At 75.6% G+C, this 13,780-nt stretch carries 11 protein-coding genes; 4 read left to right on the top strand and 7 right to left on the bottom strand.

Features of this window, described 5'->3' with window-relative positions:
• From VM636_RS22540 to rsmH, 4 genes are all read right to left on the bottom strand, one after another.
• Positions 1-1,521, bottom strand: a complete 1,521-nt coding sequence (locus VM636_RS22540; RefSeq protein WP_053912600.1) for a UDP-N-acetylmuramoyl-L-alanyl-D-glutamate--2,6-diaminopimelate ligase — start codon at positions 1,519-1,521, stop codon at positions 1-3.
• Positions 1,522-1,709: 188 nt separating this feature from the next.
• Positions 1,710-3,698 (bottom strand): penicillin-binding protein 2, encoded by a 1,989-nt coding sequence (locus tag VM636_RS22535; protein ID WP_078855635.1) that lies wholly within the window; start codon positions 3,696-3,698, stop codon positions 1,710-1,712.
• Positions 3,695-4,297: a hypothetical protein gene (locus tag VM636_RS22530; RefSeq protein ID WP_030417850.1), complete on the bottom strand. Its 603-nt coding sequence runs from the start codon at positions 4,295-4,297 to the stop codon at positions 3,695-3,697. The genes VM636_RS22535 and VM636_RS22530 overlap by 4 nt, the downstream gene beginning before the upstream one ends.
• 49 nt (positions 4,298-4,346) lie before the next feature.
• Positions 4,347-5,303, bottom strand: a complete 957-nt coding sequence (gene rsmH, locus VM636_RS22525; protein WP_078855634.1) for a 16S rRNA (cytosine(1402)-N(4))-methyltransferase RsmH — start codon at positions 5,301-5,303, stop codon at positions 4,347-4,349.
• Between the two features lie 421 nt (positions 5,304-5,724).
• Here rsmH and VM636_RS22520 point away from each other — a divergent pair, with 421 nt between their 5' ends.
• The 4 genes from VM636_RS22520 (at position 5,725) to VM636_RS22505 (ending at position 11,333) form a co-directional block, all read left to right on the top strand.
• Complete coding sequence (locus VM636_RS22520; RefSeq protein WP_305793743.1) at positions 5,725-6,279, top strand: carbonic anhydrase; 555 nt, start codon at positions 5,725-5,727, stop codon at positions 6,277-6,279.
• Between the two features lie 313 nt (positions 6,280-6,592).
• A complete protein-coding gene (locus VM636_RS22515; RefSeq protein WP_030417847.1) occupies positions 6,593-7,594 on the top strand; it encodes a MoxR family ATPase in 1,002 nt (333 codons plus the stop codon).
• Positions 7,594-8,952 (top strand): DUF58 domain-containing protein, encoded by a 1,359-nt coding sequence (locus VM636_RS22510; RefSeq protein WP_030417846.1) that lies wholly within the window; start codon positions 7,594-7,596, stop codon positions 8,950-8,952. The genes VM636_RS22515 and VM636_RS22510 overlap by 1 nt, the downstream gene beginning before the upstream one ends.
• On the top strand, positions 8,949-11,333 hold the full coding sequence (locus VM636_RS22505; RefSeq protein WP_338485469.1) for a DUF3488 and transglutaminase-like domain-containing protein: 2,385 nt from the start codon (positions 8,949-8,951) through the stop codon (positions 11,331-11,333). Before VM636_RS22510 ends, VM636_RS22505 begins: the two co-directional genes overlap by 4 nt.
• A 189-nt stretch (positions 11,334-11,522) precedes the next feature.
• Here VM636_RS22505 and VM636_RS22500 read toward each other — a convergent pair whose 3' ends face one another.
• From VM636_RS22500 to VM636_RS22490, 3 genes are all read right to left on the bottom strand, one after another.
• On the bottom strand, positions 11,523-11,921 hold the full coding sequence (locus VM636_RS22500; protein ID WP_030417844.1) for a DUF3040 domain-containing protein: 399 nt from the start codon (positions 11,919-11,921) through the stop codon (positions 11,523-11,525).
• Positions 11,922-12,198: 277 nt separating this feature from the next.
• Positions 12,199-12,969, bottom strand: coding sequence for a methyltransferase (locus VM636_RS22495; RefSeq protein WP_030417843.1), 771 nt, complete (start codon positions 12,967-12,969; stop codon positions 12,199-12,201).
• A gap of 205 nt (positions 12,970-13,174) precedes the next feature.
• Complete coding sequence (locus tag VM636_RS22490; RefSeq protein ID WP_338485467.1) at positions 13,175-13,747, bottom strand: SAV_6107 family HEPN domain-containing protein; 573 nt, start codon at positions 13,745-13,747, stop codon at positions 13,175-13,177.
• Between the last annotated feature and the right edge of the window lie 33 nt (positions 13,748-13,780).

The following is a 13,780-nucleotide window of genomic DNA, read 5'->3' as shown; positions in this document are numbered from 1 at the left end:
TCATCCCTGGGTCTTCTGGATAGCTTCGCGAAGCACCTGGCGGTCGTCGAAGGGACGGACCACTCCGGCGATGTCCTGGCCCTGCTCGTGGCCCTTGCCCGCGACCAGTACGGTGTCGCCAGGCTCGGCCCGCGCGACGGCGGCGGCGACGGCGGCGGCCCGGTCCTCGAAGACCTGGACCTCGCCCCGTTCGTGCGACGGCACGGACGCGGCGCCCTCCAGCATCGTGGCGAGGATGGCGAGGGGGTCCTCGGAGCGGGGGTTGTCCGAGGTCAGCACGGCGGTGTCGGCGAGCCGGGCGGCGGCGGCGCCCATCGGGCCGCGTTTGCTGCCGTCGCGGTCGCCGCCGCAGCCGAGGACGACGTGCAGCCGGCCCTCGGTGACCTTGCGCAGGGCGCGCAGCACCGACTCGACCGCGTCGGTCTTGTGGGCGTAGTCGACCACCGCGAGGTAGGGCTGTCCGGCGTCCACCCGCTCCAGCCGGCCCGGCACGCCCGGCACGGCGGCGATGCCGTCGGCGGCGGTCTGCGGGTCGAGCCCGGCGGCGGCGAGGGCGACGAGGGCGGCGAGGGTGTTGGCCACGTTGAACGGGCCGGCCAGCGGCGAGGTGGCCGCGATCCGCTCGTCCTTCGGCCCGATGGCGGTGAAGGTCGAGTCGAGCGGGCCGACGGTGACGTCCTCGGCCCGCCAGTCGGCGTCGGGGTGGCCTTCCGCGGAGTAGGTGACGACCGGGACGGTGGCCTCGCGGGCGATGCGGCGGCCGTGCTCGTCGTCGACGTTGACCACGCCGAGGCGGCTGCGGGCGGGTGTGAAGAGCTGCGCCTTGGCCTGGTGGTAGTCCTCCATCCCGGAGTGGAAGTCCATGTGCTCCGGGCTGAGGTTGGTGAAGACGGCGACGTCGAAGACGCAGCCGTCGACGCGGCCGAGCACCAGGGCGTGGCTGGAGACCTCCATGGCGACCGCCTCGGTGCCGCGTTCGCGCATGACGCCGAAGAGCGCCTGGAGGTCGGTGGCCTCGGGGGTGGTGCGCTCGGAGGGGATGCGCTCGTCGCCGATGCGCATCTCGACCGTGCCGATGAGCCCGGTCGCCATGGTGGTGCGCAGCCCGCCCTCGACGAGGTAGGCCGTGGTGGTCTTCCCGGAGGTGCCGGTGATGCCGATCTGGAGGAGGTCGCGCCCGGGGTGGCCGTAGATGGTGGCCGCCAGTTCACCCATCCGGGCGCGGGGGTCCTCGACGACCAGGGCCGGCAGTCCGGCCGCGGCGGCGCGTTCGGCGCCGGCCGCGTCGGTCAGCACGGCGGCGGCGCCGAGGCCCGCGGCCTGGGTGACGAAGTCGGCTCCGTGGGCGCGGGCCCCGGGCAGCGCGGCGTACAGGTCACCCGGGCGGACGGCGCGCGAGTCGTGGGTGATCCCGGTGATCCCGGCGGTGCTGCGCGGTGCGGTGACACCCAGTTGACCGGCGAGTTCCGCGAGGGGTGTCGCGGTGGTCCGCGCCGGCCGGGGCGGTCCCGAATAGGTCACGGGATGACCCTTCTGGGTGGTTTGGGACTGATCAGCGTGTGGCACGGCGGTGAGCGTACCGGGCCCACCCGCCTCCGGGCGAAGTGAGGTCCGGGGGCTGTCCTGGTTCCCCGGATCGGGGGTGATCGTTGTCACGGGTGGTTCCTGGTGGCTCGGTGCTGGCTCGGTACGGGCTGCTCGGTGCGGGGTCAGGGCTTGAAGGTGACCGGGAGCTTCGCGGGTTCGGCGCCGGTGGGCGGGACCTGGAGGGTCTTCAGCGCGAACTCCATCACCTCCTTGTAGATGGGGCCGCAGATCTGGCCGCCGAAGTAGCTGCCCCGGGTGGCGTTCTGGATGGCGCAGTAGACGGTGACGCGGGGCTTGTCGGCGGGGGCGAACCCGGCGAACGAGGAGGTGTAGCCGTGGTACTTGCCGGTGGCCGGATCGACGCGGTTGGCGGTGCCCGTCTTGCCGGCCACGCGGTAGCCGGGGATGCGCGCCTTGGTGCCGGTGCCCTCCTCGTCGTCGACCACCGACTCCAGCATCCTGGCCAGCGTCCTGGCGGTCTCCTCGCTGACCACACGGGTCCTCTTGGGCTCGGGGGCGGGGGTGAAGCGCCCGTCGGCGCCCTTGGTGCCGCGCACGACGGTGGGTTCGACGCGCGTGCCGCCGTTGGCGATCGTCGAGTAGACGGAGGCCGCCTGGAGCGCGTTCACCGACACGCCCTGGCCGAAGGGAATCGTGTACTGCTGCGAGGTGGACCACTGTCCGGGCGGGGCGAGGATGCCCTTGGTCTCCCCCGGGAAGCCCAGTCCGCTGTACTCGCCGAGCCCGAACTTGCGCAGGTAGGAGTAGAGGACCTCGTTGGCCTCCCGCTGGGTCCCGCCCAGTTCGCCGGTGGCCAGGATGGTGCCGATGTTGCTGGACTTGGCGAGCACCCCGTTGAGCGTGAGGTACCAGGTGGGGTGGTCGACGTCGTCCTTGAAGAGGCGGTCGCCGCGGTGCAGCCGGTTGGGCACGGTGACGTGGGTGCCCGGCGTGGCGGCCTCCTCCTCCAGCACGGCGGCCATCGACATGACCTTGGCGGTGGAGCCGGGCTCGAAGGCGTCCTGGAGCGCCCCGTTGCCGAGCGCCGCCGGGTCGGCGTGGGCCAGGTCGCCCGGGTCGAACCCGGGCGAGTTGGCCATGGCGAGGATCTCGCCGGTGCGGGTGTCCTGGACGATCACGTAGCCGCCGTCGGCCTTGGACTTGGCGACCTGCTCGGTGATGGCGTGCTGGGCGGCCCACTGGATGTCCCGGTCGAGGGTCAGTTCGACGTCGCTGCCGGGCACGGCGGGCGTCTCGGTCGAGCCGGCCGTGGGCACGTGGCGCCCGCCGGACTGGGCGTAGCGGAGCGTGCCGTCCTTGCCGGCCAGCGTGTCGTCGAGCTGGCGTTCGAGGCCGCCGCCGCCCTTGCCCTCGGAGTCGACCCAGCCGATGAGTCCGGCGGCCAGGTCGCCGCCCGGGTAGACCCGCTTGCTGCTGGGGTCGGCGAAGACGCCGGCGAGGACGTTGACGGCGGACTTGTCCGTCTCGCGCTCCTTGGCCAGCGCGCTCTTCAGGTCCTTGATCTGGTTCCAGACCTGGGGGGTCTGGCGACGGGCGAGCCGGACGTAGCGCAGCCCGGTGTTCTTCGGGCGGAGCTGGGTGACCAGTTCCTCCTGCTCCCGGCCGAGGATGGGGGCGAGGAGCGCCGCCGCCTGCTCGGGTCCGTCGTCGACGCCGAGCTGGTCGCGGGTGAACATCGTGGGGTCGGCGGTGATGTCGTAGGCGTCCTCGGTGGCGGCGAGGGCGACGCCGTTGCGGTCGGTGATGCCGCCGCGCTCGGCGGTCAGGGTGTGGACGACGTAGCGGTTCTGCTCGGCCTTCGCGGTGTACGTGCCGGCCTCGACGGCCTGGACCTGGAGCAGCCGCACCACGAAGGCGGCCAGGACCAGGGTGAAGGCGAGCCCGACCATGCGCAGCCGGGGCCGGGGGCGGCCCAGGCGCAGGGAGCCGGACGCCGGGCCCCTGGGCGGGGAGGGCCGGGCCGGGCGGCGGGCCGGGCCGCGGGGGGACCGGGCGCCGGGTCCGGGCTGCCGCCGTCCGCCGGGGCGGACGGGCCGGGCGGGTCCGGGCACGCGGCGGCGCGGCGGTTGCCTGTCGGACACTTCCGTCACCTGCCGGGGGTCGGGGTCGGGAGGGGGCTGCCCGCCGCGGTGGGGGCGGGGGTGGTTCCGGGGGTCCCGGTGCCGGAGGGCTCCGCGCCGGGGGCCGGGGCCGGTCCGGTGGCGGGCGGCTCACCGGTGGCGGACGGGTCCGGGGAGGGATCGGCCGAGGGGTCCGTCCCGGACGGTGAGGGCGGCGCCTCGGGGGCGGCCGGCCGGGAGGTGGCCGGGGCCGGCGGGGTGGCCGCGGGGCTGGGCGAGCCCTTGACCTTGCCGTCGGGGCCGAGGAAGGCGGGGTCGCCGCCGGGCACCATACCCAGCTCGCCCGCGCGCCGGTGCAGCGCCTGGGGCGCGGCGTAGGCGTCGATGTCCCGCTGGAGCGCCTGCTCCTCGTCGGTGAGGCTCTTCGTCTCCCGTTTCAGGTCGGCGAGCTGGAAGGAGCCCTCGCTCAGCGCCGAGTTCAGCACCAGCAGGCCGATCAGTCCGCCACCGAGCAGCACGACGACCAGGAGGACGAAAGGCGCCCTGGCCGCCTGGCCTCGCCCGCCGCCCGGCGGGAAGAGCCGGGCGAGCCGCGCGGCCCGCCCCCTCAGTTCGGGTTTTCCGCTCACGTACCCTCCCCGCGGCCGCGACGGCGCACCCGCACCCGCCTGGCCGGCCTCACTCGACGTCCTCCCTGATGCGCTCGGCCCCGCGCAGCCGGGCCGGCGCCGCCCGCCGGTTCTCGGCGATCTCCTCCTCGGTGGGAAGTTCGGCACCGCGGGTGAGCAGCTTGAGCCGCGGCGCGTACCGCTCCGGCACGACGGGCAGTCCGGGCGGCGCGGTGACGGCCGCGCCGGCCGACAGGACCTGCTTGACCAGCCGGTCCTCCAGCGACTGGTACGAGAGCACCGCGATCCGGCCGCCGACGGCGAGGGCGCGCACCGCGGCCGGCACGGCCCGCTCCAGGACCGACAGCTCGCCGTTGACCTCGATCCGCAGCGCCTGGAAGGTGCGCTTGGCCGGATTGCCGCCGGTGCGCTTGGCGGCCTGCGGCAGCGCGTCGCGGATCAGCTCGACCAGCCGGGCGCTGGTGGTGAAGGGCTCCTTCTCCCGCTCACGCACGATCGCCGAGACGATACGCCGGGCCTGCTTCTCCTCGCCGTAGGCGCGCAGGATGCGCACCAGGTCGCCGGGCGGGTAGGTGTTGAGGACCTCGGCGGCGCTCACGCCGGCCGTCTGGTCCATCCGCATGTCCAGCGGGGCGTCCTGCGCGTAGGCGAAGCCGCGGCCGGCCTCGTCGAGCTGCATGGACGACACGCCGAGGTCGAAGAGCACGCCCTGCACGCGCGGCAGGCCGAGCCGCTCCAGGACCTCGGGCAGTTCGTCGTAGACGGCGTGGACCAGGGTGGCGCGGTCCCCGTAGCCGGCCAGCCGCTCGGCGGACAGGCGCAGGGCCTCCGGGTCCCGGTCGAGGGCGACCAGCCGCACCCCGGGGAAACGGTCGAGCAGGGCCTGGCTGTGTCCGCCGAGCCCGAGCGTGCAGTCCACGACCACCGCCCCCGGTTCCTGGAGCGCGGGTGCCAGCAGGTCCAGGCACCGCTGGAGCATCACCGGGACGTGTCGACTCTGGCTCAAGTGGTGCGGCCTCTCCGGTCCGGCGCGGCGTCACGTACCGCCGGGTCCCCTCCCGCTCGCTCGGAAGGGGAGACCTGCCGGCGCCGAAAGCGTCGGCCGGCCGGGAGCGGGAGGAGGCCGAGCCGTACGTACGCGCCGCGCACGTGGGGAGAGCCAGCGGGATCTCGCCCAGCTCTCCGGGGTGTTCAGTCCAGCGGGGAGAGCCTCGCCTCCCGCTGCGCGTCACTTTAGTCGACCGGGTCGCCCGGTCAATCAACCGGCCTGCGCGTCGCGGACACCGGCGTCCGCAAACCGGCGCACCGCGCCTTTTCACCCGTACGGGCGCATTCACACCGCCCTGTGGGTTGGCTCACAACAAGCCACGATGACGTTCTTTGTCCCGCTTCACCGAGGGCTACGGGCCCGGTCGGCCAGTAACGTCATGGTTATGACGACTTCTGCATCGGTTCCCGCAGGCTCCGAATCCGCCATAGTGCGCGAGGGCACCGTCACCGACCGGCTCGTCGAGGCCAACGCGGAGTACGCCGCCGCGTTCACCGATCCCGGGATGGACGCCCGTCCCGTTCAGCGCGTCGCCGTCGTCGCCTGTATGGACGCACGGCTCGACCTGCACGCCGCGCTCGGCCTTCACCTCGGTGACTGCCACACCATCCGCAACGCGGGAGGCGTCGTCACCGACGACGTCATCCGCTCCCTCACCATCAGCCAGCGTGCCCTGGGCACGCGCAGCATCGCCCTCATCCACCACACCGGCTGCGGCCTGGAGTCGCTCACCGAGGACTTCCGGCACGAACTGGAGATGGAGGTCGGCCAGCGCCCCGCGTGGGCGGTCGAGTCCTTCCGCGACGTCGACCAGGACGTGCGCCAGTCGATGAAGCGGGTGCGCACTTCGCCGTTCCTGCTGCACACCGAGGACGTCCGTGGTTTCGTCTTCGATGTACGGACGGGCCTGCTGCGCGAGGTCGACCCCGCCTGACCGGCCCGTACGCTCCGACACCCGTCCCCGTGCCGTCACCGGTGCCGCAAGACCCGACATAACGCGGCGAGTTGTCCACAGGCGAGTGACACGAATCGGTAACGGCGGCAAGAATGCGGGGAGTGGCCTCACGCGGGACCGTGGATTCCGCGTGGTGCCGCGACGGGGTGGGCCGTCCCGGGACACGGGGGCCGGCCGGAAAGCTGGGGTAACCCCGCTCCTCGGAGCGCGGGGAAGGGCCGAGGAGGGCCGGTTGACCACCTATGACGATCGTGCGAGCCGTGGGGGCGCCCCCGACCGGGCGTATCCGCCGGTGGGGGACGATCCGACCGCCGTCGTCGAGCGGGTGCGCGCGTCGGTCGAGAGCGTGATCGAGGGCAAGCCCGAGGTCGTGCGGCTCGCCCTGACCGTGCTGCTCGCCGAGGGGCACCTGCTCATCGAGGACGTCCCCGGGGTCGGCAAGACCATGCTGGCCAAGGCGCTGGCCCGGTCCGTCGACTGCTCCGTGCGCCGTATCCAGTTCACGCCGGACCTGCTGCCCTCGGACATCACCGGCGTCTCCATCTGGGACCAGCAGCGCCGGGACTTCGAGTTCAAACCGGGCGCCATCTTCGCCCAGGTGGTGATCGGCGACGAGATCAACCGCGCCTCGCCGAAGACCCAGTCCGCGCTCCTGGAGTCGATGGAGGAGCGCCAGGTCACCATCGACGGGCAGACCTACGAGCTGCCCAGCCCCTTCATGGTCGTGGCCACCCAGAACCCGGTGGAGATGGAGGGCACCTACCCGCTGCCCGAGGCCCAGCGCGACCGCTTCATGGCCCGGGTCTCCATCGGCTACCCGCACCCGGAGGCCGAACTGCGCATGCTGGACGTGCACGGCGGGGTGAACCCGCTGGACGACCTGCAGCCGGTGGCCCACGCCCACGACATCGTCAAGCTGGTCGAGGCGGTCCGCGAGGTGCACGTCGCCGAACCGGTCCGGCGGTACGCCGTGGACCTGGTCGCCGCCACCCGCACCCATCCCGACCTCAGACTCGGCGCCTCCCCGCGCGCCACCCTGCACCTGCTGCGCGCCGCGAAGGCCGCCGCCGCCCTCGGCGGGCGGGACTACGCGCTGCCGGACGACGTGCAGGCGCTCGCCGTCGCCGTCCTCGCGCACCGCCTGCTGCCCACCGCGCAGGCCCAGCTCAACGGCGCCACCGCCGAACAGGTCGTCCAGGAGATCCTGCGGCGCACCCCGGTGCCCGCCACCGTGCGCCACAACGGCCTCGGGGCGGCCCCCGCCCACGGCCGGCAGCCGCCGCGGAGGCCGTGATGGAGGCCGGGGGGACGCACCGCCCGGACCAGGACCAGGACGGCGCCGGGGGCGGCGGGATCCGCGCCGCCCTGGCCGGGCTGACCACCCGGGGGCGTTCCTTCCTGGCCGCCGGGATCGCCGCCGCCGTCTGCGCCTACGTCCTCGGCCAGGGCGACCTGCTCCGGGTGGGCCTGCTGCTGGGGGTGCTGCCGCCGGCCTGCGCCGCGGTGCTGCACCGCACCCGCCACCGGGTCGCCGGAGGGCGCCGGCTGTCCCCGGCGCGGGTGCCCGCCGCCGGGGAGGCCCGGGTGCACCTGCGCGTCGAGAACGTCTCGCGGCTGCCCACCGGACTGCTGATGCTCCAGGACCGGGTGCCCTACGTGCTCGGCCCGCGCCCCCGCTTCGTCCTGGACCGGGTCGAGCCGGGCGGCAGCCGGGAGGTGTCCTACCGGGTCCGCTCCGATCTGCGGGGCCGCTACCCGCTCGGCCCGCTCCAGTTGCGGCTGACCGACCCGTTCGGGATGTGCGAGCTGACCCGGTCCTTCTCGGCCGAGGACATCCTGACCGTCGTCCCGCGCGTGGAGGCGCTGCCGCCGGTGCGGCTGAGCGGCGATTCGCGGGGCCGCGGGGACGGGCTGCGGCGCGCGCTCGCCCTGGCCGGTGACGACGACGTCATCCCGCGCGGCTACCGGCACGGCGACGACCTGCGCCGGGTGCACTGGCGGTCCACCGCGCGCCACGGGGAGCTGATGGTGCGCCGCGAGGAGCAGCCGCGGCGGGCCCGCTGCACGGTCCTGCTGGACACCCGCCGGACGGCGTTCGAGGGCGCCGGTCCCGACTCGGCCTTCGAATGGGCCGTCGCGGGCGCCGCGTCCGTCCTGGCGCACATGCTGGAGCGGGGCTTCTCGGTGCGGCTGCTGACCGACACCGGCGCCACGGTCCCGGGCGAGGGCGCCGACGGCTTCACCTCCGGCGGCGGCGCCGACACCGCCGGGCTGCTGATGGACACCCTCGCGGTGGTCGGGCACTCCGGCCAGACCGGCCTGTCCCGGGTCCACGACGTGCTGCGCGGCGGCAGCGGGGGGCTGCTGGTGGCGTTCTTCGGGGACCTCGACGAGGAGCAGGCCGCCGTCGCCGCCACGCTGCGCCACGCCGGCGGCGGGGCGGTCGCCTTCGTCCTGGACGTGGCCGAGTGGCGCGGCGACGCGGCGCCGGGCACCGCCGCGGACGGGGACCGGGAGCCCCTGCGGCGGCTGCGCGAGGCGGGGTGGACCGTGGTCGGCGTCCCCCGCGGCGCCGCGCTCGCCGAGCTGTGGCGCCGGGCCGACCGCGAGCGCGACGGCCTCGCACCGGCCACCGGGGAGGACGGGCGATGAGCGGGCAGGCACGAGTGGCGCTGTGCGCCTGGGCGGCCACGCTGACGACGGCGTGCGCGCTGCTGCCGCTGGTGGACCCGGCGACCTGGATCGTGCAGGCCGCCTTCCTGCTGGCGGTGCAGTCGGGCGTGGGCGCGGTGGCCCGGCGGGTGCCGCTGGCCCGGCCGCTGACCGTCGCCGCGCAGTCGGTGACCGGGGTGCTGCTGCTGACCGTGGCCTTCGCCCGCCGGGAGGCCCTCGCCGGGCTGGTCCCCGGCCCGGAGGCCGTCGCCCGGGTGGGCGCGCTGCTGCGCCAGGGCGCCGACGACATCGCCCGGTACGCGATCCCGGCGCCGCTGGAGTCGGACGGCATCCGGCTCATGCTGGTCGGCGGGGTGCTGGTCATCGGCCTGCTGGTGGACACCCTGGCGGTGACCTTCCGCAGCGCGGCCCCGGCCGGGCTGCCGCTGCTCGCGCTGTACTCGGTGGCCGCGGGGCTCGCCGAGGGCGGCGCCGACTGGCTGTGGTTCCTGCTGGCCGCCACGGGGTACCTGACGCTGCTGCTCGCGGAGGGCCGCGACCGGCTGGCGCAGTGGGGACGGGTCTTCGGCGGGCCGCAGCGCACCGCCGGGGAGCGCGCGGGCCCCGCGGCGCCGCTGCGCACCGGGCGGCGGATCGGCGCCTTCGCGCTGGGCGTCGCCCTGGTGGTGCCGGCGGCGCTGCCCGCGCTGGAGGGGGGTCTGCTGGACAGCGCCCGCTCGGCGGGCGACGGTTCCGGGGGCGGCGGCACCATCTCCGCGGTGAACCCGCTGGTCTCCCTGCGGGACAGCCTCAACGTCGACGAGGACCGCCGGGTGCTGTCCGTCACCACCGACACGGCGGACCTCTCCGACCTGTACCTGCGGATCGTCTCCCTGGACGACTTCGACGGCACCACCTGGAAGCCGGCCAAGCGGCACATCACCTCGGTGCCGGAGGGCGCCTTCCCCACCCCCGCGGGGCTCGGCCCCGACGTGGAGCGCCGGGAGACGGTGACGACGGTGTCGGCGGCGGACTGGTACGCCCAGGACTGGCTGCCGATGCCGTATCCGCCGAGCGGGGTGCGGGTGTCCGGCCACTGGCGCTACGAGCCGGTCGGCATGACGCTGGTGGGCGACCACGGCCAGAACACCCGCGGGATGACGTACGAGGTGCGCGGTCTGGACGTGCGTCCGACGGCGGAGCAGCTCGCGGCGGCGCCCCGGCCGCCGGAGGGGCTGTTGCGGGAGTTCACGGAGCTGCCCGAGTCGCTGCCGGGGGTGGTCGCCGAGACCGCCCGCGAGGTGACGGCCGGGGCGTCGAACGCGTACGAGCGGGCGGTCGCGCTCCAGGAGTTCTTCGCCACCGAGGGCGGCTTCGTCTACGACACGCAGGTGCGGGTCGGCAGCGGGTCGCAGGCGATTTCCCGGTTCCTGCGGGACCGGCGGGGCTTTTGCGTGCACTTCTCCTTCTCCATGGCGGCGATGGCCCGCACCCTGGGCATACCGGCCCGGGTGGCGGTGGGCTTCGCGCCGGGCACGCCGCAGGGGGACGGTTCGGTGTCGGTGGGGCTGCGGGACGCGCACGCCTGGCCCGAGCTGTACTTCGAGGGTGTGGGCTGGACCCGGTTCGAGCCGACGCCGACCCGGGGTTCGGCGCCCTCGTACACGCTGCCTCAGGCGCCGGGGAGCGCGGTGCCGGACCCGGCCGAGCCGTCCCGGGACGCGCGGGCGGAGCCGTCGGCGGCGCCCTCGGCGAGCGACGGGTGCTCGGCGGAGGACAAGAAGGCGGAGGCGTGCGCGAGCGAGCCGGCGGTGACCGTGCCGGTGGCCGGCGGCGGCGGTCCGGGCGGGTACGCGGTGCTGGGCTGGACGCTGGGCGCCCTCGCGGTGCTGCTGACGCCGCTGACGCCGATGCTGTGGCGGCTGCGCCGGCGGTCGGTGCGACTGGGGGCGCACGGGCGGGGCGCGGCGGACGCGGCGCCGCACGCCCTGGCCGTGTGGGAGGAGCTGGGCGACACGGCGTGGGACCTCGGCGTCCCGCCCGACGGGTCGCTGACGCCGCGTGGCTCGGCGGAGCGGATCGTGCGGCTGGGGCGCCTGGACGAGGAGGCCGGGGCGGCGGTGCGCCGGGTGGCCCGCGCGGTGGAGGAGGTGCTGTACGCGCCCCGGCCGCGTCCGGTGGCGGGGCTGGCGGAGGACGCCGGCCGGGCGGCGGCGGGGTTGCGGGCCTCGGTGGGCCGGGGCACGCGGCTGCGGGCACGGATCGCCCCGCGTTCGGCCGTCCGGGTGGTCTGGGCGGCCTCGGCCCGGTGGACGGCCCTGCGGGAGCGCCTCGGCACGGCGTCGCGGCCCCCGCGCAAGGTGCCGGGTCTGCGCGGCTGACCGGACGGCGGCCGGCGCCGGGCTCCGGGGAGCCGGGGGCCCGGCGCCGCCCGTGGGGTCGCGGGGGCCGCGCGGGCGGGGACGGCCGGGCGCGCGAGGGCCGCGGGGACATGGGCGAGGGGGTGACCACCCGGTGGGTGGTCACCCCCTCGAACCGTCCTGTGCGGGGCGGAGGGCGGGTGCCGGGGCTCAGTGCCCCTGCTGCTCGTCCCTGCGCCGCTGCCAGCGCTCCTCTATACGGTCCATCACGGAGCGCCGCTGACGCCCCTGACCGCGTGGCTGTGGCCCGGTACCCGGGGGCGGCTGCTCGCCCGGCTTGGGGGCCTTGCGCCAGCCGGTCACCGCGAGGACCGCGCAGCCCAGCATGACGAGGAACCCCACCACGCTGAGCCAGACCTGCTTGGCGACCATACCGGCCATGAGGAGCGCAATTCCTACGAGGAAGCCCGCGACCGCCTGGTAGACCCGACGCCGGGTGTACGTACGCAGCCCGCTTCCCTCGAGCGCCGACGCGAACTTGGGATCTTCGGCGTACAGCGCTCGCTCCATCTGCTCGAGCATGCGCTGCTCGTGCTCCGAGAGCGGCACGGAGTCCTCCTCATCGTGCAGTCGCCGGGGCGACCCGGGGGGTCCCTTCAGGATAGGCAGGGAATCGCCCCCGTGAAACCCGCCCCTCTACGCCATGTGGCCAACCAGTATCCGCCATGACCACGTCGACTCGTCGAAGTTCCCATTCCCCGACGGCCGACCGGTCATGCCGGGCGGTCTCCTTCGATCATACGGCGCCCGGCCCCCGTTCGGGTGGGCTGTGGCGTACTCCATCGACGGCCGCGACGCTGATCAGCGGCCTGTCCCGGTGGGCGGCTCAGGCCCCGTCGGCCCCGCTCGCCTCACCGAGTACGTGGAGCTGGGTGGCCACGGCGTGGAAGGCGGGGAGTTCCGCGGCGGCGGCCTCCAGCTTGAGCAGGGCCTCGTGGGCTCCGGGCTCGGTGTCGACGAGGACGCCGGGGACGAGGTCGGTGAAGACCCGCACCCCGTGCACCGCGCCGACGCGGAGACCGGCGGCCTCGACGAGTCCGCTGAGCTGTTCGGCGGTGAAGCGCCGGGGCACCGGGTCGCCGTCGCCCCAGCGGCCGTCCGGGTCGTCGAGGGCCCGGTGGGCCTCCGCGAAGTGGCCGGCGAGGGCGCGGGCGAGGACGGCTCCGCCGAGTCCGGCGGCGAGCAGGCTGAGGACACCGTCGGGACGGAGGGCGGCGACGACGTTGCCGAGGCCCTCGGCGGGATCGTCCAGGTACTCCAGGACGCCGTGGCACAGGACGGCGTCGTGGCCGCCGCGCTCGACGACGTCGAAGAGGCCGCGGGCGTCGCCCTGGACCCCGCGCACCCGGTCGGCGACGCCGGCCTCGGCGGCGCGGCGCTCCAGCGCGAACAGGGCGTTGGGGCTGGGGTCGACGACGGTGACGTGGTGGCCGAGGCCGGCGAGGGGCACGGCGAAGTTGCCGCTGCCGCCGCCGGCGTCCAGGACGTCCAGCGCCCGCCGGCCCGTGGCCGTGACCCGGCGGTCGAGGGCCTCCTGCAGGACGTCCCAGACCACGGCGGTACGGAGGGCGGCACGGGGGCGCATCGGGTCCGGCACGGCAGTTGACTCCTCGGCGCGGCCCCGCCGCTGGCACGGGCGGAGCGAACGGGCTGCCCGTCCCGGTCCGGGACGCGGACGGGGGCGGGCTTCAGGCGCCTCCCACCCTATTGCCTCCGGTACGGGGGCGAACCACCCCGGGTCCGGCGCACCCCCCCGCCCCCGAGGCGCCGGGCCGCCGTGACCGTGGCCCGCCCGGGACGGGTCAGGCTGCGCCGGGCGAGCCGGGGGCGGGGGCGGGGTGGGGCGGCGCCTGCGTGGCGGGGCGGGAGGCAGGGACGAGGGGCTGGCGGGGCTGGAGGGTGAGCACGCGTTCCACCAGGCGCAGGAACATCCCGGCATCGCGCACCAGGTCGTCGGCGGCCCGCGCGTCGGCCGCGCCGCGGATGCCGGCCTCGGCGCGGGCCCGGCGCCCGGCGCCGGCGGCGAACAGGGCGCACCACTCCGTCAGTTCCGGTGCGATCTCGGGGACGACCTCCCAGGCGCTGCGGATGGGGGCGCGGGCCCTCGGGGTGGTCTCCGGGCGGCCCCGGGCGGCGAGCACCGCGGCGGCGGCGCGCAGGGCGGCGAGGTGGGCCGTGGCGTAGCGCTCGTTGGGCGGGTCCAGGAAGGCGGCCTCGGCCAGCCCTGATCGGGACTGGGCGAGCAGGTCGAGGGCGGCCGGCGGGGCGGCGGACCGGCGGAGCACCGGGTGCACGTCGCTCGCGGGGCCGTTCGGTGAGGGGGCAGGGCCGGGCGTGCGGCGCCGCCGGGCGGCGGCTGCGGACGGATGGGCCATGACGAACCTCCTGTCGTCTGCGTGACGGCACGG

Origin of the sequence: Streptomyces sp. SCSIO 75703 (assembly GCF_036607905.1) — a bacterium.
GTDB lineage: Bacteria > Actinomycetota > Actinomycetes > Streptomycetales > Streptomycetaceae > Streptomyces.
Note: the sequence above shows the minus strand (reverse complement) of the source record. Positions and strands in the feature narration are given on the sequence as shown.